General features: G+C 69.4%; 12 protein-coding genes and 1 pseudogene. 10 read left to right on the forward strand and 3 right to left on the reverse strand.

Annotated elements, in window-relative coordinates; translation table 11 throughout:
• Positions 1-387 precede the first annotated feature (387 nt).
• A complete protein-coding gene (locus tag ACZ6ZT_RS12895; protein ID WP_469718750.1) occupies positions 388-792 on the forward strand; it encodes an effector-associated constant component EACC1 in 405 nt (134 codons plus the stop codon).
• Positions 789-4,658 carry a caspase, EACC1-associated type gene (locus ACZ6ZT_RS12900; protein ID WP_469718754.1) on the forward strand — a complete coding sequence of 1,290 codons (3,870 nt, stop codon included), beginning with the start codon at positions 789-791 and terminating at the stop codon, positions 4,656-4,658. The genes ACZ6ZT_RS12895 and ACZ6ZT_RS12900 overlap by 4 nt, the downstream gene beginning before the upstream one ends.
• Positions 4,659-5,328: 670 nt before the next feature.
• Here the strand turns inward: ACZ6ZT_RS12900 and ACZ6ZT_RS12905 are convergent.
• The gene (locus tag ACZ6ZT_RS12905; protein WP_404141381.1) at positions 5,329-6,564 is read right to left on the reverse strand and encodes a PucR family transcriptional regulator; all 1,236 of its coding nucleotides are present in this window, start codon (positions 6,562-6,564) and stop codon (positions 5,329-5,331) included.
• 71 nt (positions 6,565-6,635) lie between these two features.
• Here ACZ6ZT_RS12905 and ACZ6ZT_RS12910 point away from each other — a divergent pair, with 71 nt between their 5' ends.
• A complete protein-coding gene (locus tag ACZ6ZT_RS12910) occupies positions 6,636-6,989 on the forward strand; it encodes a helix-turn-helix domain-containing protein (protein ID WP_469719073.1) in 354 nt (117 codons plus the stop codon).
• 139 nt (positions 6,990-7,128) lie between these two features.
• Here the strand turns inward: ACZ6ZT_RS12910 and ACZ6ZT_RS12915 are convergent, their stop codons facing one another.
• Together ACZ6ZT_RS12915 and ACZ6ZT_RS12920 are read right to left on the reverse strand one after the other, a co-directional pair.
• On the reverse strand, positions 7,129-8,493 hold the full coding sequence (locus ACZ6ZT_RS12915; protein ID WP_469718757.1) for an NAD(P)/FAD-dependent oxidoreductase: 1,365 nt from the start codon (positions 8,491-8,493) through the stop codon (positions 7,129-7,131).
• A 1,350-nt stretch (positions 8,494-9,843) separates the two neighbouring features.
• Positions 9,844-11,292, reverse strand: a complete 1,449-nt coding sequence (locus ACZ6ZT_RS12920; RefSeq protein ID WP_469718760.1) for an APC family permease — start codon at positions 11,290-11,292, stop codon at positions 9,844-9,846.
• Between the two features lie 615 nt (positions 11,293-11,907).
• On the opposite strand from ACZ6ZT_RS12920, the gene ACZ6ZT_RS12925 reads away from it, so the two are divergent.
• The 7 genes and pseudogenes from ACZ6ZT_RS12925 to ACZ6ZT_RS12955 all read left to right on the forward strand — a co-directional run bounded on the left by ACZ6ZT_RS12925 (position 11,908) and on the right by ACZ6ZT_RS12955 (position 20,250).
• Positions 11,908-13,440, forward strand: a complete 1,533-nt coding sequence (locus ACZ6ZT_RS12925) for a flavin-containing monooxygenase (protein ID WP_469718764.1) — start codon at positions 11,908-11,910, stop codon at positions 13,438-13,440.
• Positions 13,433-14,368 (forward strand): alpha/beta fold hydrolase, encoded by a 936-nt coding sequence (locus ACZ6ZT_RS12930; protein WP_469718765.1) that lies wholly within the window; start codon positions 13,433-13,435, stop codon positions 14,366-14,368. The genes ACZ6ZT_RS12925 and ACZ6ZT_RS12930 overlap by 8 nt, the downstream gene beginning before the upstream one ends.
• 31 nt (positions 14,369-14,399) lie before the next feature.
• Positions 14,400-15,746, forward strand: a complete 1,347-nt coding sequence (locus tag ACZ6ZT_RS12935) for a flavin monoamine oxidase family protein (protein WP_469718767.1) — start codon at positions 14,400-14,402, stop codon at positions 15,744-15,746.
• A complete protein-coding gene (locus ACZ6ZT_RS12940; RefSeq protein WP_469718769.1) occupies positions 15,743-16,447 on the forward strand; it encodes a transporter in 705 nt (234 codons plus the stop codon). Before ACZ6ZT_RS12935 ends, ACZ6ZT_RS12940 begins: the two co-directional genes overlap by 4 nt.
• Before the next feature lie 26 nt (positions 16,448-16,473).
• Positions 16,474-17,831 (forward strand): annotated as a pseudogene (locus ACZ6ZT_RS12945) (NAD-dependent succinate-semialdehyde dehydrogenase).
• A 29-nt stretch (positions 17,832-17,860) separates the two neighbouring features.
• Entirely contained in the window at positions 17,861-18,976 is a 1,116-nt protein-coding gene (locus tag ACZ6ZT_RS12950; protein WP_469718771.1) for a Zn-dependent alcohol dehydrogenase, read from the forward strand.
• Between the two features lie 17 nt (positions 18,977-18,993).
• Entirely contained in the window at positions 18,994-20,250 is a 1,257-nt protein-coding gene (locus ACZ6ZT_RS12955) for an aspartate aminotransferase family protein (protein WP_469718773.1), read from the forward strand.
• The last annotated feature ends 89 nt before the right edge of the window (positions 20,251-20,339 follow it).

Below are 20,339 nucleotides of genomic sequence, written 5' to 3' on the forward strand. Positions count from 1 at the left end.
CCCACGACCGAAAACCCCACGACGTCCCCGTCAAGCAGCCCCCCGCCCCGCTCGACGACAATCTCCGCCCCCACCGACGCGGCCCCCGCCACCTGCCCACCCCCCAGCAACCCGACCAGCCCACCCACCACCGCAACCCGCCCGAACACCCTCCACACAACTCCCCCTCCCGACAGCCCGTCCCTGACAGGGCATCCTCCCGCCCCCCGCCTCCCGCGACAAGGACGCCTGTCCGGGGTGCGGGCAGTCAGGCCATCGCTTTCCCGGTCCCGGTTTCACGCCATTGACCAGCGGTTTCCGGCTAATGCGAGGCCCCTCGCACAAGAGCCCCGATAGCCTCGTCGGTCCGTGTGTCCGCCGCACGGAGGACCAAAGGGGACAGTGAACGTGAGCGCCATCCACGCGGGCCCGGCCGGCTACCGCATCTCCATCGTCGACGAAGACCCGCTGCGCGCCCGCCGCGAGGCACGCGAGCTGCTCGCCGCGATCTCCGACACCGACCCCCGGGCCGCTCTCGACGTCCCCCGCTCACAGACGGACGACGACAGCCTCAAGGGCGGGCCCGTCACCGACCTGATCGGGCTGGTGTTCGGCGGCGGTTCCATGGTCGCCGCCGCCGTCCAGATCTGGCTGGCCCGCATCCCGCAGCGGACCATCGTCGTCACCCGGCCCGACGGTGCGACGCTGAGCATCTCCGGCCGGCAGGCACGGGCCGACGACGAGCAGATCCAGCGGTTCCTCGCCGGTGGCACCGAGGGCGGCAGCCACGAGGACGGACCGGGCGCGGCGTGAGCGACAACGACCGGTACGCCGTGCTCATCGGCGTATCCACGTACAACAGCGAGCGCTACCACGATCTCCCGGCCGTCCGGGCCGACCTGCACTACATGCAGGCGGTGCTCCAGAACACCGAGATCGGCATGTACAACGACTGCGAGATGGTGCCCGAGCCGACCCGCGCCGAGATGCTGCACGCCATCGAGTCCTTCCTGGATGAGCGGCAGCCCAGCGAGACCGCCCTCCTCTACTTCAGCGGCCACGGCGAGTTCTGCGAGGCCGACGGCCAGTTGTACTTCCTCACCCGAGACACCGACCCGGACGACCTGCCGGGCACCGCCGTACCCGCCGAGTTCCTGGAGCGGATGCTCCAGTCCTGCCGGGCCTCCTCGAAGGTCGTGCTGCTGGACTGCTGCTCCAGCGGTTCGGTCGTCCAGGGCTGGACTGCCAAGGGCACCGGCGACGACACCAACGCCCGGCCCGCGCCCAGCACACTGCTGCGCCCGACCGGCGTCTACTTCATCACCGCCTCCGATGCCCTCCAGGCCGCCTCGGCGATGGCACCCGCCGGGTCCCTTCTGGGCACTTCCCGGTTCACCGGCGAGATCGTCGAGGGGCTGCGCAGCGGCCGGATCAAGGACAGCGGCTGGATCACCCCGGACGACCTCTTCGAGTACCTGACCGCACAGATGGTACGGAGCGGCGTGCCCGAGGAGCAGCGACCGACCAAGTCCACGTTCCGGGCGACGCACTCCCTCCCCCTGGCGCGCTCCGTGGCCCGGTCCGTCAACCTCCCCGCCCCGCTCCGCGACGCTGCCCGGGCGGCCCAGGCCTCCCCGGCCCTGCTGAAGGCGCGGGCGCTGGCCGGCCTCGATGCCCACGACGGCATCGACTGGCAGCGGCTGCTGCGCTACTACGTGCACTGCCTGAGCGCCCAGGCGGCTTCGGGCATGCTGCCCGACCGGGACGGCAACCGGGGCTCCGCGTACTTCCTGCTGGGTCAGGGGTCCGAAACGATCCAGTCCGGGCTGGGGCCCACTCTCCCCGCTCCCTCCCAGCTGCCGAAACCGAAGAGTCGGGGCGCCCAGGTCGACGGCGCCGGGCTGCACGAGTACTGGTACGGCTATCCGGCCATCACCCTCCCCGAGGGAGGGGGTGACGGCCGACACCGGGGCGCCGTGCGGATCGCACCGCTGCTGATCCAGCCGATGGAGCTGACTCCCGACGAGGACGGCCGCGACAGGCTCCGCCCGAACGGGATTCCCTCACTGCACACCGGACTGATCACGGAACTGCTGGCGGACGACGACGCCGCCGACCTCCTCGCGCGCTGGCAGCCGACCTGGCAGGAGGGCAACGGCACGCAGATGGTACGGGCCGTACGGGAACTCCTCACGGAGCTCGGCATTCCGGAACTGGAGCCGCTCGACCTGTCCGCCCTGAGCGAGCGGTCCGTGATGGACTCGCTGCGGCCCGGCGCGCACAACGCCGCCGTCCTCCTCGCTCCCTCGGGTGTGGAGCGGATCGCGACCGAAGCCCTTGTGGACAACCTGCTCCAGATGTCCACCCGAACCGGACAGATCCCCGGCACCGCGCTGGACACGCTCCTGACGGGCGGCGGCGGTGCGGACGCGAGCACCGACACGCCGACCGTCGTCGCTCCGGGGCCGTGCAACGAAAGCCAGGAGCTGGTGATCCGGTCGGCGATGACCCGTCCGCTGACCGTCGCCACCGGGCCGCCCGGTACCGGGAAGAGCGAGGTGGTGACGGCCGTGGTCGCGACTGCGGTGGCCGCCGGCCAGAGCGTACTCGTCGCTTCCACGAACAACGAGGCCGTGGACGTCGTGGCCGAGCGCTGTGACACGATCTCGCCCGGGCTGCTCATGCGGACGGGTAACGCCGACGCGCTGGAACGCGAGGCCGCCAAGCTCGAAGGGCTGCTCGCCCAGCCTGTCGAGGCGCCGGCTCGGGGTGCGGCGACCGTGGCCGGCGATCTGCGCAACCGGTATGCCCAGTCGGCCGCACACCGCGCACAGGCGGCGCGGTTGGTGGGTGACGAAACGCGGCTGCTGGAGCTGCTGCGGGAACGGGCCCGGAGGGCGGGCGGACTCGAACTGCCGGTGGAGCTGCTGGAAGGAGCCTGGGCGAGCAGCGGCGCGGCCCCGCTCTCCCGCTGGGAGGGGCGGGCCCGGAAGGCCGCCGGCGCCGGCTGGTTCGCCCTCGGCCGGTGGCGCAGGGGGCGGGCGTTGTCCGCTTTCATCGCGGCGTCCGTTACGGATCCGGCTGACCCGTGGCCATCCTGGACCTCTGCGCGGCCAGCTCAGCCCGAGCTGCTCCTCGCGCTGGCCGACGCCGTGGCGGTGGAGAGCCACCTGCGCGAGCTCGTACCGGAACTCCTCGGCCGGGACGAGGAGGAACTGAAACGCGTACGGCTGGAGAGCGCCGCCGGTCTGTCGGAGGCGTCGGGCGAGCTCGCCCGGGCCGTGGCGGCCGAGGCCATGGCTCGCGGCCGCTCGCTGATGGGACAGCGGCTCCAGGCATTGCGCCAGCGCTCGGGCTTCCAGAAGAGCCAGCGCAATCTGATGACACACCTCAAGGGGTGGGCCATCAGCACACACTCGGTGCGCCAGCTGGAACTCGTTCCGAAGCTCTTCGACCTGGTGGTGATCGACGAGGCGAGCCAATGCTCGATCCCGTCGGTCCTGCCCCTGCTCTTCCGCGCCAAGAGGGCGCTGATCATCGGCGATCCCATGCAGCTTGGCCACATCCCCGGCATCACCGCCCAACAGGAACGGCAGGCACGGGTACGGACCGGGCTGAGCGCAGCCCTGCTGGAGGATCACCGGCTCGCCTATCACGTATACGCCTCGTACCACGCGGCCGCACAACACGGTGAGGCAGCGCTTCTGCTCGACGAGCACTACCGTTGCCACCCGGCGATCGCGGACGTCGTCAACGGCTACTGCTATGCCGGCCAGTTGCAGGTCCTCACCGACGTCCGGAGCCGGGTGTCGGCGGCCGATCCGTTCGGTGCGGCCGATCCGGCGCCGGTGCTGGGCTGGGTGGACGTGCCGCACGGCGAGTCTGCGCGGGGCAGGGGCGGCCGGTCCTGGTGCAACGCGGCGGAGGCCGAGCGAGTGCGCGAGGCGGTGAACGAGCTGCTGTTGCGCCTGCCCGAGCACGCGACGGTCGGGGTGGTGACTCCGTTCCGGGCCCAGAAGGAAGTACTGGCCCGCGCCTGGGCAGACGACGACCGCGTCCGGGTGGGCACCGTGCACGCCTTCCAGGGAGGCGAGCGCGACGTCATGGTCCTGAGCCCGGTGGCGACCGGCAACACCCCGCCGCGTACGACGCACTGGGTGGCGAGCCAGGTCAACCTGTGGAACGTCGCCGTCACCCGGGCCAAGTCGCAGCTGATCACCGTGGGCAGTCATGCGTTCTGGGCGGAGCGGGCGGGACTCCCCTCGTTGCTCGCGGAGCGGTCGACGGCGCTGCGCGGCGGGACGTACGCGGACCAGGGCGCGTCTGCTACCGCGGCAACCGCTTCCGAGTTCCGTGAAGAGCTGGCCGACCGTCTCCAGGAGTACCTGGGCGCGTCCGGCATCACCGACCTGGAGCGCGCGGCGGTGGTCGGCGGCCACACGGTGGACATGCTCTTCACGGTGGCTGGGGCGAACACGGCGGTGGTGATCGATCCGGGCCCCGAGCAGGGCCAGGATCCAGCCCGGCACCTGCGACTGACCCACGCGCGCGGCGACTTGCTGAAGGAACTCCCGTCCGGCGGCGCCGGGGCGAAGGCGGGACCGGTGGCGCGGGTGATCAGGGTGCCGGCATGGCGCATCCTGGCCGGTGGGCCGGCACTGAAAGCACTGTTCGCCTGAACTCGAACAGCCGAGGTCACGCCCACAGGCTCCGGACGACGCACAACACGTGCCGGACGTTACCGACGCGGAGCCACAAACCACTGGAGGAGCGGGACCAGTAACCGGCCCAGCGCCCGACGGCGCTCACGGCGCACCGGCGACGAACCCCGCACCTCCGGCCCCAACCGCTTCCCCCTACGGCGCCAGCAGGGCCGCCAAACGAGCGGAAGGTGGCCACGAGGCCCCCGGGAAACCCCGGATCAGGCGCCCTTCGCGACCGGCTCCAGGATCGCCACGCACTCCACGTGGTGCGTCATCGCAAACATGTAGAGCCAAAACAGGTTAAGGAAAACCGCAGGTCAGCAGCCTGACGGGCACAAAACGGACTCAAGCTCAATGCGCATTACGTGCATCGTGGGCGCTACGTGCGACCCCTGACGCACGCGCGGAGGGCACCGGGGCGCTCTGCGCCCGCATGCCGACATCCGACGTCGCCTCTGATCGGCGGTGTCAGCGCGTCGCCCTCGCCGTCGATCGCAGACGTTCCGGAAGGAATGCCACTGGCGAAGACAGGCTGCCTGGGCACCGTCCGGGCGCCCGCGCGGTCCTGTCCACCCTTCCCCGTCTCGCCCTTCCGGGCTCTTCCCAGGGCAAGGAAGCTCGAACACCGCGGCTGCGTGGTGTGAGTTCAGCTCGGAGCGATCGTCACGATGTCAGGCGCGATGTCCAGCACCAGGAGCGCCGCCGCCACATGGGTCGGGTTGTCCTCCACCTTGACGGCCGAGAGCTCGTTGGCGCGTGAGACCCGCCGTTCGACGGTGTTGCGGTGCGCGTAGAGGTTGGCGGCCGCCCGGGTCGCACTGAAACCGCACTGCACATAGGTGAGCAGTGCCTGCCGCAGCGCTGTGTCGGCTTCGGCCAACGGCCCGAGGGTGTTGATGACGAACCGGCGTGCGCCGGGCCGGTCCTTCGTGAGCGCGTCGATCAGCTCGACGTCGGCGTATGCGGTGAATCGCCGGTCGGACCCCAGCCGGATCACCAGCGCCTGCGCCGCGAGGGCGTCCTGGTGGCTGGAGCGGAATCCATCGAGACCGCGTCCCGGCCTTCCCACTGCCGCGCGGACCTCGTCGACTGCCGCGAGGTCCTTCTCCACGTGGTGAGGGTCCGGGACGGCTTCCCCCGAGAGCCAGATCCACCGCGACGTGGCGCTGGCGCGCGCCACCAGCGTGCTCCGGCCGCCGGCGGAGGAGCGCACGGCGGCGATCGCCTCGTCCAGGGCGTCGGCCTCCTGGGGATCATCGACCCAGAGGACGAGACCCACGTGCCACCGCGCCATCCGATAGCGCAGGCGCCCTTCGGCGAGGTCCTCCGCCATCGGTGCCCCACTGGCGATCAGCTGAATCAGTGCGATCCCCTCGGCATCCGTGTTCCCCATCGCCGCGGCGAGGCCGGCTTGCCGCAGGGCCGCGACGGAGTCGAGGGCGTACTGCACCAGCGACTGCGCCGTCACGTCCAGGATCCCCACGAGAAGATCGGGGTCCGCGCAATCCGCCACGCATTCCTCCAGCCATCGCCGCCAGCCGATCCCCAGGGCCACACGCCAGGCAACGGCGAAGTCGGGCGCGATGCCCCGAGAGACGAGATCATTGATGTACGCCGTGGTCCTCGGACTGACGTAGGGCTCTACCCTTCGCCCCGGTTGCTGAACGTTTGCGGTCAACCATTGGACCAGCTCAGAGCGATTGAGCGCGCGATCCTCCTCGACCAGGGATGCGTCCGCGAGGAGAGCGGGATCGTTCTGGGCGACGAGAGAGGGCCTCGCGAAGGCGTCGACCAGGGCGTCCGTTTCCGTCAGCAGGCGCTGGCACAGTGACCTGATCGCGTCAGCGACCTCACGCGAGGGCGGGGGCCACAGCTCTTCCATGTTCTCAGTGTCCCTCTGCTCTCGGGGAGCCGAGGCTCCCGACATGCCGTGTCACAGACAGATGAAGGGCTATCAGGCCCGACCGCGGGGTGTCGTTGACGGAGGTCGCGTACCGGACAGAGGTCACAAAGGGCTTTCTGAGCCAGTTGGAGCGTGGGCTCACCAGCGTGTCCGTCCCGACGTTGCCGCGCGTCTGCGAGGTGCTGCGCCCCTATCGACTCGACACCGCCACGATCTTCGCGATGAGGCTGAGCAGCTCGACCTGTCTGATCGTCGGGGGTGAGACCCGGATGCTCTCGGCAGGGGCGTCCACCTCGTACTCCGGACAGACGCTTCACCAGTTCGACAATCCGGGTGCGACGTTGGGCGAGGCCCTCTGGGTCCTGTCGCCTCCCCTGCTGCGCGCCGTGCGAGGACCCGCCTAGGTTCTGTCGTCACATGTCGGGCCCACATCAGGAGGGGTGCGAGGGCGACGGACGGCTGCTTCGTGAGACCGGCGCGGTCTTGTCCTAGCGAGTGGCGATCTCACATCACGTCGTCACAGAGCAGACACCACCCGAACCTTCAGAAGTCCCCGCGCCTGGCACGACGGAGCGCCCGCCGGGCCAGCGTCCTGCTGCCGTTGAAGAAGTCGTTGAACCGGTCCAGCCCCCAGATGGCTCGGAGGACGAACGGCTGCATCAGCAGCGACATCGACGGCGAGTACTTCGAGGCGTCCGACCAGATGCCGGCGAGGTCCTCCGGCATCTCACCGTCGACGATGTAGTCGGCGAGCTGATGGGTCACGTACGGCACCTGACAGAGGCCGTGGCCGTTGCAGGCCATCGCGTAGAAGACGTTGTCACCCACCTGCCCGGCGACCGACAGCCAGTCCGGGCTGATGCCGATCCACCCGCCCCAGGCCCGCTCGATGGCCACGTCGGACAGCGACGGGAACCGGTTGGCCAGATCCTTCCCCATGTCCCGCACGACACCGGGGTCCGGAACCCGGTCCGGGAGCGGGTAGGTCTGGCCGCGCTGCGCTTTGCGGACCCCGCAGACGATGGTGTTGCGCTCGGTGAGCCGGTAGTGGGTCATCAACTGGTGCTGGGTGATGATGCCGGACCGACTGGTCCAGTCCAGCGCGGCGAGCCGCTCCGGCGCGATGGGTTCCGACTCGATCTCGATGACGTACAGCGGCGTCGCGAGGTTCTTGGGCGTGATGTCCCACTCGCCGCCGTAGACGCTGGTTGCGAGCAGCACCTTGTTGGCCCGCACGGTGCCGTGCGGTGTCGTGATCTCGACGGTGCTGCCGGTCCGCCGGACATCGCTCACCCGCGACTGCTCGAAGACCTTGGCCGAGGACGCGAGCAGTGCGCGCCGCACACCACGAGCGAGCTTGCCCGGGTTCAGCATCCCGCCGATGGATTCCCGCATTCCGCCCACGAAGCCTGCGGGGAGGCCGAGTTCCTCTCTGCTGCCGACGGTCCCCTCCCCACCGAAGGCGCGCAGGATCGCCGCCTGGGTACGCACCCTGAGCATCATGAGGGGTGAGACCGCGCCCCACACCAGGCCGTTCGCCACGTAGTCGCAGTCGATGTCGTGCGTCTTGATGAGGTTTTCCACATAATGGCCCGCGTGCTCCGCCAGTTTGGCCATGACCGGCATCTTCTTCGGGGACTGGAGGCTGAGCATCCGCAGGTCGCCACCCGGGGCCCCGGCGATCTGACCGCCGTTGCGCGAGGCCGAGCCGTAGCCGCAGAACTCGGCCTCCAGCAGGACCACGTCCTGGTCGCGCTCCCCGAGGCGCAGGGCAGCCGCCATGCCACCCATGCCGCCGCCGATGACGGCGATGTCACAGGTGAGGTCGCCGTCCAGCGCGGGTTGCACGTCGTCCGGCGGGTCGATCCAGCCGGTGAAGTTGCTGTATTTCGTGCCGTCGGTCCTCATGCTGCGCTGGTCTCCTTTTGGCTGGGGGTCTGTCCTGCTTCATGCTCCGCGTCAAGGCATGCTTGGCAGCACGCCCCAAGCCCTCGTTCCCCTCCAGCGGATCAACCGTGGCAGGCGCCTCTTCGGCGAGACGTGTGAAGACGCCGAGCAGGAGGTTTTCCTTGTCTGGAAGCAGTGGAGGCGAGAGGCGCGTGTCTCCGTGTCAGTCCTGAGAGGTGGTGGCCCCGAGCGAGGCTCGGGCTGCTCGTCGCTCTTCCTTGGCCGCGACCGAGCGGGCCGGGAGGTCTCCCATCGACAGGAGACCGGGACCCGCCTCGACGACCGCGGTGGAGGCATTGACCGCCGCTGCGATGGTGCTGAGGAAGGAATCACATGTTCGTCCGTCGGCGGATCCGCACGCTCTCCACACGCTGAGTCAATGCGGTCAGCAGGAGAGGAAGGGTGTCCATCAGGATGCCCGGGTTCGCCCCCGCTGCCCAGGACCGTCACCCCATGCGCCTTCGCCGTGTCGTCGAGCCGTCGGGCCAGGTCGGGATGGCTCTGCCATGGATAGGCCAGCTCTTCGCAGATGCTCAGGACGTTGTACGAACGCTCCAGCAGCGGCAGCAGGGCGTCGGCCACCCTGTGCAGATCCGAAACGGTCGCCACGATCGCGAGGTCGGCGGTGGGCAGGTCGGCCGGGTCGCTCACGATGACGACGCCGTTCGCGGCGCCGCCAAGTAGCGCTCCGAGGTCTTGACCAACCACGCGGGGGTCCCGGTCCGCTGCTCCGACGATCTCCACGTCCACGCGTTGCAGCAAGGAAGAAGCGATGACCCGGCCGGTGGCGCCGAGACCCACGATGACAGTCTGATTACTCAATGCACACCCCTAGACGCCCCGGTCGGCACGCCCTCGACACGGTGTTTGGCAAAACTGGACTTCGCCTGTGGCGATTGCCTCGCATCTCACTGTCGTCAGCCACGACCTCGGTGAGAACGACACCGGGCACCTAGTTCCCCTGGGGATGGTGCATGGCGCACAGGCCGATCGCGCCCCTGCGCTCGTACGCCGACCGAGCCAACGCCATGCCGACTGCGATGTTGGACGCCGTGGAGGAGTTCGACGTGGTGACCATCGGAGCGGGAATCACCGGGACCGGCGCGGCCACCCATCTCAGCCGAGAGCTCCCCGACAGGTCACCACGCCCTGTCGCTGAATGTCAGGCCGTCAGCAGGTCGTCCAGCCGCTTCCGCCCCCGCACCGGCTCGGGCAGCAACGGCCGGACGAACTCCCGCTCGACATCAGAAAGTTCATGGCGACATATCACCCCACTGTGATCCACTAAGCAAGATCATTTGAAGACATCGCCTAGAGCCGCTCGTAGACGGCCGGGCGGCGCGCTCGCAGGACGAGGGCCTGCACCACGCCGACCACGGCCGAGAGGGCGACGAGACCGCCGATCACCCAGGCCCCCGTGACGGTACCGACGAGGAGCGGGAAGTTGACGACCATCAGGCAGACCACACAGGCCAGGCCGAGGAAGGCGACGCCCGGGGCCACGACCGTACGCCACAACGACTGCCGCCCATCGGCGCGCCGGAAAAAGCCGATGACGGCGAGGCTGGTGGCCGCCATCAGCAGGACGACGCCGAGGGTGGCGGCGCCGGAGAACCAGGCGTAGAGGTCCCCGATCGGGTCGAGGCCGAGCGCGGCGACGACGAGCGTGGTGACGAACGCGACCACCGAGGCGACGGCCGAGGACGCCGACGGCGCGCGGTGCCGTGAGTGGACGACGCCCAGCGACGCCGGAAGCACACCGGCCCGGGCCAGCGCGAACTGGTAGCGCGTCACGACGTTGTGGAAGGCCAGCACGCAGGCGAACTGGCTGCTGATCAGGAGGAGTTGCATGATGTCGGCCCAGACGGAGCTTACGTAGCTCCGCGTCAGCGTGAGGACCAGGCCCTCGGGGTCGGCCTGCGCGGCTCCGACCACCGCGTCGACGCCGACACCCACCACGATCGCCCACACGGTGAACGAGTAGAAGACCCCGATCACCAGGATCGCGACGTACGTCGCCCGCGGGACCGTGGCGTCGGGGTCCTTCGCCTCGTTGCGGAACACGGCCGTCGCCTCGAAGCCGATGAACCCGAAGATGGCGAACATGATGCCGAGGCCCAGGGAGCCGGTGCCCACGATCGAGGGCGTCACCGACTCGGCCGTCAGGCCGTGGGCGCCGCCGTGGCCCACGATGCCGAGGTCCAGGACCAGGAGCAGCAAGGATTCCAGCACCAACACGGCACCGAGCACCTTGGCGCTCAGCTCGATGTCGCGGTAGCCGAGGAAGGCGATGACGCCCAGCGAGACGAGTGCCCACGACCACCACGGGGAGCCGACGTCGGCGTACCGCTCGATGACGTTGCTCGTCGCGACGCCGACGTAGGCGTTCACCCCGACGAGAAGCAGCGTGTAGGAGAAGAGCGCGAGGGTCGCGGCCGAGAGACCGGGGATCCGGCCCAGCCCCGCCTGGACATAGGCGTAGAAGGCCCCCGCGTTGCGTACCTGTCCAGCCATCAGCGTGAAGCCGACCGCGAAGACCAGCAGCAGCACGGTGGACAGGGCGAAGTACAGCGGCATCCCCGGGCTGCCGCTCACGGCGAAGGCGAGCGGCACCCCGCCGGCCACCAGCCCGAGCGGTGCCGCCGCGGCGACGACCATGAACACGATCTGCGACACGCCGAGCCCACGGTTGAGCGGATTGCCCGATCCCGCTTCACCATCGGCTGCTTCGACGTGCCCTGTCTTGGAGAGGTCGGTCATCGCGACCACCTTTCGGCTCACGAGCCGGTACCGGCTCGTCATGGGTGGGTGAAGGGGTGCGTGAGGCGGTATGCCTGCGCAAACGAACGGGTGCGGCTCCCTCGCAGCGGGCTGGGCCGGAGCGGCAGGAGGCGGATCTTCCCGTCCGAGAAGGGGTGGCCCCGCACAGGTCCCGGGTCGTCGGCCACTTCCGCTCGGCCGCGATCGCGAGAGCGACGGCGGCGATCCCCCCGCGGCTCCATACACCCGGGGGCGCGACGCGCAGCGAGGTCGTGACGACAGCGGGTTCTGCCTCTGCGCACGACCGCGACGAGGCGTTCAGCACCACCACATACCGGGGGCAAACCTCTATCACGCCCGGTCTTGCTGCCGCAACGGTTGCGGCACGACCGGCCGCAGGACGGCTGTCTCCGGCTGCCCTGTTCCCAGAAGGGCCGGGCTGCGGGCTCGGCCGGGGCCTCCGCCCGAACGTCGGACACCGCCTGGGCGCAGCGGCCCGGCCCGCCTGTGCATCGTGCACCGAGCCCGGGCGAAGCAGGTGCCCCCTGTCGTTCTCGCAGGCGGTCGCGGCTCGCGACAGTGAGGTGACCGCCACAGGAACAGCGAGGAAACGCCATGACAGCTGAGATGTTGGACGCCGTCGAGGAATTCGACGTGGTGATCATCGGAGCCGGGATCTCCGGGATCGGCGCGGCCACCTATTTCAGCCGGGAGCTCCCCGAGAAGTCGCTCGCCGTGCTGGAAGCGCGCGACGACATCGGAGGCACTTGGGACCTGTTCCGCTATCCCGGCATCCGCTCGGACTCCGACCTCCACACGTTCGGATACGCGTTCAAGCCCTGGCGCCACGAAGCCGCGATCGCCGACGCTCCCCTGATCAAGGAGTACCTCCACGAGACCGTCGAGGAGAACGGCCTGGAGCGCGTCCTCAGGCTCGGCCACCGGGTCCTCCGCTCGGAATGGTCCACGGCGGACTCACGGTGGACTCTCACGGTCCAGACGTCGGACCCCGGCGCGGGAGCGACCCGGATCAAGACGATCCACGCGGGATGGGTCTTCGCCGCCACCGGCTACTACCGGTACGACGAGGGGTTCTCCCCGGAGTTCCCGGGGCGGGACGGCTTCGAGGGCCGGATCGTCCATCCGCAGCACTGGCCCGAGGACCTCGACTACAGCGGCAAGAAGGTCGTCGTCATCGGCAGCGGGGCGACCGCGATCACGCTGGTGCCGGCCATGACCACCGGAGCGGGCGCCGCCCGGCACGTGACGATGCTCCAGCGCACCCCCACCTACGTCATGGCGCTCCCCCGTGTGGACAAGGTCGCCCTGGCGCTCACGAAACTGCTCGGAGAAGAGCGCGGGTATGCCGTGACGCGGTTCAAGAACATCTGGACCGAACACGCCGTCGTGAAGGGCCTGCGGACCTTCCCCAAGGCCGGACGGGCATTCATCCGGCGCGAGAACGTCAAGCGCCTTCCCAAGGGATTCGACGTCGACAAACACTTCAACCCGCCGTACGACCCGTGGGACCAGCGGCTGTGCGTGGCACCGGACGGCGACTTCTTCGACGCGATCAAGGACGGAAAGGCCTCCGTCGTCACCGACGCCGTGGCGCGGTTCAGCAAGCGCGGAATCGTCCTGGCGTCGGGCGAGGAGCTGGAAGCCGACGTCATCGTCACCGCGACGGGGCTGAACCTGCGGCTCTTCGACGGCATGCCCCTCGTGGTCGACGGGCGCCAGGTCGACGTCGCGGACGCGCTCTGTTACCGCGGCATGCTGCTGAGCGGGATCCCGAACTGGGCGATGGCGATCGGCTACACCACCTCGTCCTGGACGCTCAAGGTGAGCCTGATGTGTCGCTACTTCATCGACCTGGTCAGGCACATGGACGCCCGCGGATACGACACGGTGGTTCCGGTCGCACCGGCGGGAACGAAGCGCAGGCCGGTCATGGACCTCAAGGCCGGGTACGCCAAGCGCGGCGAGAGGCTCCTGCCCAAGCAGGGCCCCGAGAAGCCCTGGCGGATGGCGATGTCCTACCCCGAGGACTCCAAGGCCCTGCGCGGCCCGGTGGCGGACGAGCACCTGAAGTTCGGCGCCGCCCGGGCGGCCGCGCGGCCCGACGGAAGGCGTTCGGCCCGTGCCTGAGACGAGCGCCGTCGAAAGCGTCGACCGGTACGCGACCCTGCCGTCCGGGATGACGATCTGCTTCCGGGACCACGGCGACAAGGACGACCCCGCGATACTGCTCATCGCGGGACTGGGCGAAGACCTCACCTTCTGGTCCGACTCGTTCGTCGGCGCCCTCGTCACCAGCGGCTTCCGGGTCGTCGCGATCGACAACCGCGACGCCGGCCAGTCGACGTTCGTCGCCGCGCCCCCTCCCGCGCTCTGGCGGCAGATCGCCGCGCGCCCGCGCGGCGACGCGTACGCACTGGCCGACATGGCACAGGACGCCGTCGGCGTACTCGACCATCTCGGGATCCCGCGGGTGCACCTGGTCGGGCGGTCGATGGGCGGAATGATCGCGCAGACGATCGCGGCCACAGCACCCGAGCGGGTCCTGTCGCTGGCCTCCCTCTACTCCACCACCGGGGCGCGCAAGGTCGGGCAGCCGGCTCTGTCGACGATCCGGCTCCTCGCCGCCCCGCCCGCGAGGAACAGAACCGCGGCGGTCCGTGCCCACCTGCGGCTCACCCGGCACGTCGCGGGGACAGGGCATCCCATCGACGACGCGGCCGAGGCGGCCATCGCGGCTCGCGGCTGGGACCGCAGCGCAGGTGACCCGGCGGCCGGCACGGCGCGACAGATCCAGGCCATCCAGCGTTCCGGAGACCGGACGGCCCAGCTGAGCAGGATCACCGCCCCGACGCTTGTCATCCACGGCGACCGGGACCCGCTGGTGCACCCGAGCGGCGGCGCCGCGACCGTCCGGGCGATCCGCTCGGCGCAGCACGTGGTCATCCCCGGCATGGGCCATCACATCCCCGAAGCCCTCGTCGACCCCATCACGACGTACATCTCGCAACACGCGAACCGCGTGGGTGAAGGAGGAAACCATGTCCGGATCTCGTGAGCCCCGGTCCAGGAACGCCACGGTCGACGTCGTGGTCGTGGGTGCCGGCTTCGCCGGCCTGAGCGCCGCGGAGAGACTGGTGACCACCGGGCGGTCCGTAGTGGTCGTGGAAGGCCGCGACCGGGTCGGAGGCCGCTCGCTCTCCGGCGAGGTGGCCGGCGTGAAGGTCGACCTCGGAGCAACATGGGTGGCACGGCGGCACACTGCCATCCGGGACCTTGCGAGCCGGGTGAGCTGTACGACGACCGATCAATACAACCAGGGCCGCAATGTGCTGTGGATGGCAGGCCGGCGCCGCACCTACAACGGCACCATTCCCAAGGTCTCCCCCGCAGCCCTGGTGGACATGGCCCGTATGCAGATGGCCGTGAACAAGCTGGTCGCGACCATCGACGTGAACGCCGCGTGGGAGACGCCGGGGGCCGATCGGCTCGACGCCATCTCGTTCGGCGAATGGCTCGACCGGAAGAAGGCACTGCCCAGCACGCGTGCGCTGATGACCGTCATCAGCAAGGTGCAGTGGGGCTGCACACCGGGAGACGTCTCCCTGCTGCACGCGATGCGCTACATCCGTTCGGCGGGCGGACTCGATCACATGCTGGACGTCGACGGCGGTCAGCAGCAGGACCGGTTCGTCGAAACCACCCAGGAGATCGCCGAACGGGTGGCGGAGCGGCTCGGCGACCGCGTGCGTCTGGCGACACCGGTGCGCCGCATCACGCAGGACGACGAAGGCGTCACCGTCCATGCCGACTTCGGCGAGATCCGCGCCCGGTACGCGATCGTCACGGCCTCGCCGGCGCACCGCGCCGCCATCGACTTCGATCCCGCTCTGCCCGAGCAGGCCGAAGGGCTGATCCGCACTTGGCGCATGGGCGTGCTGAGCAAGGCCTTCGTAGCCTACGAGAAGCCGTTCTGGCGGGCCGACGGATTCGCCGGTGAGGCGGTGACCGACACCGGAACGGTGTTCATCACCTTCGACGTGTCACCCGCTCACAGCGGACCGGGCGTCCTGATGGCCTTCTGCGATCCGCGCGTCTTCGACGGCTTCAGCCCCGAGACCCGACGCGACCGGGTCGTCCAGCAGCTCGTCGACCTCTACGGTACGCAGGCCCGCACCCCGATCGACTACGTGGACCACTGCTGGGGAGCGGAGCCCTTCGCCCCGGGTGGCCCCAATCCCGCTGTCGCTCCCTACGCGACCGTGAGCTACGGCAAGGCGCTGAGTGAGCCCCACGGGCGCGTCCACTGGGCAGGCTCGGAAACCGCCGGCGAATGGGCCGGCACCATGAACGGCGCGGTTCTGACGGGCCAGCGCACCGCCGAGCACGTCGTCACCCTCCTGTCCCGTGACGTCCGCGAAGGGGTGTCGCGATGAAGGAAGCGCTGTTCCTGCTCGCCGACCTGTGGATGATCTTCGCCGGCTACTTCTACGGATGGAAGTTCATCCGCCGGTACGGCAACCACCTCCTGGGCCTGGAGTGGATGGTCGTCGCCACATCGGGCAGCAACTTCCTGCTCTGGTCGCTGTTCGGAGCCAACGGCGACAGCGTCCTGTACGACGTGGCGTACTTCTTCGACGCGTTCTCCAGATCGGTCGGGATCACGCTCATTCTGGTCATGGGCCTGGTGAAGGTCACCCATCGCTACAAGCCGAGCCGCGGCGTCGACGTCGCCGTGTTCGGATTCGCGATCGTGGCCGGCCTGTTCCTCCGGCAGTACCACGGCGCGGATCTCCACACCGGCGGCATCCCGTTCTGGGTCGCCGTCTTCTACGTCGTCGCCAATCTCCTCACGGCGGTCTTCCTCGGGTACTTCGCCAAGCGGCTGTGGAAGGCGGGCGCGAAGTGGTCGGCGGTCTGGACGGGACTGGTCACGGCCGCCGGGACCACCATCGCGATCACGTACGACTTCTTCCCGCTGCCGTTCGACGACGCGAACCACACGATCTTCTACACCGCCGCGCTGGCGACGTGGGGCACCCAGGGATTCGTCTACTTCCGCGCCTACCGCGCACTGCACGACCACAACGCGGCCTCGGACGCGAACCCGGCCCGCGCGACCGGAACCCTCGCGTGAACCCGGAACACGAACAAGGAGTCAGTATGGCGAAGAAGCACGTGTACGCGGTGGTGGACCCCGCCAGCGGCAAGCTGGTCAAGGAGTACCCGACCGCGACGGACGAGACCGTCGACTCGGCACTCGACGCGGCGGCGGAGGCCTACGCGCAGTGGTCGAGGCAGACCTCCGTGGAGCGGCGCGCCGAGTTGCTGAACACCGTCGCACCCTGCACAGCGAGCGCAGCGGGCATCTTGCCGAGATCATCCACCGGGAGATGGGCAAGCCGGTGGACGAGGCCGTCGCGGAGGTCGAGTTCAGCGCCTCGATCTACCGGTACTACGCCGAGAACGCGGAGAAGTTCCTCGCCGACGAACCGATCGAGCTTTTGGAGGGAGAGGGCGCCGCTTTCGTCCGTCGCCAGCCGGTCGGCGTGCTGCTGGGGATCATGCCCTGGAACTACCCGTACTACCAGGTGGCCCGATTCGCCGCACCCAACCTCGCGCTGGGCAACACCATCGTGCTCAAGCACGCGTCGCAGTGTCCGGAGTCGTCCGCGGCTCTCCAGCAGCTGTTCACGGACGCGGGCTTCCCCCAGGGCTGTTACGTCAACGTCCACGCCACCGGCGAACAGATCGGTCGCGCCATCGCGGACCCCCGCGTGCAGGGCGTCTCCTTCACCGGTTCGGAGCGGGCCGGCGCGGAGGTCGCCGAGAAGGCCGGGCGCAGCCTCAAGAAGGTGGTACTCGAACTGGGCGGCTCGGACCCCTTCATCGTGCTGTCCACCGACGACCTCGACGCCACCGTCCAGGCTGCGGTCGAGACCCGCTTCGAGAACGCCGGTCAGGCGTGCAACGCCGGGAAGCGCTTCATCGTTGCCGAGGACCTCTACGACGCCTTCCTCGACAGGTTCACCGAGAAGGTGCTCGCCCTGACCGACGGGGTGGCGCCCCTGTCCTCGGTCGCCGCCGCCGAGTACATCGAGGACCAGGTCAGGCGAGCCATCGATGAGGGGGCGACCTTCGCCTCCGCACGAGAGCGCGAGGGGGCGTACTTCCCGCCCGGCGTGCTGACGGGCGTCTCGCCGACATCGCCGTCGGCCGCCGAGGAGCTCTTCGGTCCCGTCGCGACCGTCTACCGGGTCGGTTCCGAGGACGAGGCCGTCGAACTGGCGAACGGCACGCCGTACGGGCTGGGCTCGTACGTGTTCACGACGGACACCGAGCAGGCGCTGCGCGTCGCCGACCAGATCGACGCAGGCATGGTCTTCATCAACGGCGTCGGCCTCGAAGGCGCCGAACTGCCTTTCGGCGGAGTCAAGTTGTCCGGTTTCGGACGCGAGCTGGGCCGGGCGGGAATCGACGAGTTCGCGAACAAGAAGCTCATCCGCATCGCTCGGACGTGATCGCCCCAGAGCAAGGAGGGAAGCCTTTCATGACCATCGAATTCGACGCCGCTGTCTTCAGGACGCCGAACGAACCACTGACCATCGAGCGAGTGACGATCCCCTCGACGCCTCCGCCCGGCGAGGTGCTCGTGCGGCTCCGGGCGAGCGGGGTGTGCCACAGCGACCTCCACGTCCTCCTGGGCGAATGGGAGGTTCCTTCGCCGATGATCCTCGGCCATGAGGGGGCCGGGATCATCGAGAGTGTCGGCGAAGGTGTCACGACGCTGAAGAAGGGCGACCACGTCGTATTGTCCTGGACGCCTTCCTGTCGCCGCTGCCGCTACTGCATCAGTGGCAGGCCCGTCCTCTGCGACATGGTCAGCCGGCACTCGGCGAATCACCTGTCGTTCGACGGCCGGTCCCGGATCACGTCCACAGACGGGGAAGACGTCCTCAGTTTCGCGGGCCTCGGAACGTTCGGCCAGTACACCCTCGTGCCCGAATCGGGTGCGATCGCCATCCGGGACGACGCCCCGTTCCCGCAGTCGGCTCTGGTCGGATGTGCCGTCACGACCGGTGTCGGGGCGGCCGTCAACACCGCCGGCGTGCGGCCGAGCGACACCGTGCTGGTCCTCGGCTGCGGAGGTGTCGGCCTGAACGCGATCCAGGGGGCCCGGCTCGCCGGCGCGCGGAAGATCATCGCCGCGGACATCTCCGACGAGAAGCTCGAACAGGCACGCGTCTTCGGTGCGACCGACCTGATCAACAACGCCCGCGAGGATTTCGCCGACAGGGTGCACCAGCTCACCGACGGACGTGGTGTGGAGATCGCCATCGAGGCCATCGGGCTGCCCCGCACCATCGAGTCGGCCTACGAGGTCCTGGCCCGGGGCGGCACGGCGGTGGTCGCCGGGCAGGTGGCGGACGGCCTGAAGGTCTCCATCGATCCCTTCGTCATGTCCGATCAGGAGCTCTCGCTCATCGGTTCGAACTACGGCTCCAGCAAGCCGGCTTCCGACTTCCCGCTGCTGATCGACCACTACATGAACGACCGCATCGATCTGGACTCCCTGGTGACGAGCGTGATCGGTCTTCAGGACATCAACGAGGCGTTCGACCAGATGAAGCGCGGTATCGGTATCCGCTCGGTGATCACGTACTGAAAGGCAGGGGCGATCTCATGGCCCTGGAATCATCACGCTCGGCCTTCGAGCGAGCCCGCCGCAGCCTCGGCGGGGGTGTGGGGTCGGGCCTGCGCGCCGCGATGCCTCCCCATCCGCTCTTCGTGCGCGAAGCGCGGGGCGCGCACGTCTGGGACCTGGACGGCGACCGGTACATCGACTACGTGATGGCCTGGGGCCCGCTCGTCCTCGGTCACAGCGACCCGCGCGTCGTGTCCGCGGTGTCCGAGGTCGCGACGAAGATGCAGGTCGTCGGCACCGGCCACCCGCTCGAGTACCTCGCGGCGGAAGCGGTCCTCGAAGCCGTGCCACACGGCGAGCGACTGCTGTGGAGCAACACCGGGACCGAAGCGGTGCAGGTGGCGCTGCGCCTCGCGCGCGCTGCCACCGGCCGGCGCCGCGTCCTGAAGTTCGCCAAGAGCTACCACGGCTGGCACGACACCGTGTACGCCGGGATGTCCGAGGACGACTGCGATCGCCCCGCCACCCCCGGCGGGCCGGGGCAGTCGGCCAGCGTGCTGGACGACCTGGTCGTGGCGCGCTTCAACGACGTACAGCTGGTCGAGCGCCTGCTGGGCGAGGCCGTCGAGCGCGACATCGCGGCCGTGCTCGTCGACCCCGTGATGAGCAACGCCGGCGTCGAAGCCCCCTCACCGCAGTTCCTGTCGACGCTGCGGACCCTCTGCGACCGGCACGGCGTCGTCCTCGTCTTCGACGAGGTGATCGCCGGGTTCCGGATCGCCCGGGGCGGGGCGGCGGAGAAGTACGGCGTGCTGCCCGACCTGTCCGTCTTCGGAAAGGCGATGGCCGGCGGCTTCACCCAGAGCGCCGTCGTCGGCCGGGCAGAGCTGGTCGACCAGGTGACGTCCGGCGTCGTGCACGCCGGAACCTTCAACGCCAACCCGATCGCACTGGCGGCCGTCGCGGCGACGATGCGCGTCCTGGCCGATCCCGCGGTCTACGACCAGCTCGAACGGACCTCGTCCGAGTTCGAAGCCCTCGTCGGCGCCGTTCTCGGTTCATCGCCCGACTTCGGCAGCTTCAACCGGGTCGGCTCGCTCCTCCAGTACGTACCCGCCGGTGGCGCCACGGGGCTTCACGGAACCAGCGGACTCTGGGCAGTGATCCTCGAAGGGATGCTGCGGCAGGGCTTCCTGTTCATGCCGTCCGGCAAGGTCTTCCTCAGCACGGCGCACACCAGCGCCGACATCGAGGCGACGGCCGAAGCCCTCGACCGGCTCCTGCGGAAGTTGTGACGCCCGCATCGATCCACGCGCAACCCCCACCCGCTCCGAGCCAGGCCGCGTGTTCTGTTCCCCCGCGGCCTGGCCCGGTCCACCTTCCC

Source organism: Streptomyces sp. NPDC102258 (assembly GCF_055584685.1).

What these genes read in the sequence shown, in the direction of transcription:
- ACZ6ZT_RS12905 (WP_404141381.1), bottom strand. Translation starts at nt 6,564, where the DNA reads ATGGAAGAGCTGTGGCCCCCGCCCTCGCGTGAGGTCGCTGACGCGATC.
- ACZ6ZT_RS12915 (WP_469718757.1), bottom strand. Translation starts at nt 8,493, where the DNA reads ATGAGGACCGACGGCACGAAATACAGCAACTTCACCGGCTGGATCGAC.
- ACZ6ZT_RS12920 (WP_469718760.1), bottom strand. Translation starts at nt 11,292, where the DNA reads ATGACCGACCTCTCCAAGACAGGGCACGTCGAAGCAGCCGATGGTGAA.
- ACZ6ZT_RS12925 (WP_469718764.1), top strand. Translation starts at nt 11,908, where the DNA reads ATGACAGCTGAGATGTTGGACGCCGTCGAGGAATTCGACGTGGTGATC.
- ACZ6ZT_RS12940 (WP_469718769.1), top strand. Translation starts at nt 15,743, where the DNA reads ATGAAGGAAGCGCTGTTCCTGCTCGCCGACCTGTGGATGATCTTCGCC.
- ACZ6ZT_RS12950 (WP_469718771.1), top strand. Translation starts at nt 17,861, where the DNA reads ATGACCATCGAATTCGACGCCGCTGTCTTCAGGACGCCGAACGAACCA.
- ACZ6ZT_RS12955 (WP_469718773.1), top strand. Translation starts at nt 18,994, where the DNA reads ATGGCCCTGGAATCATCACGCTCGGCCTTCGAGCGAGCCCGCCGCAGC.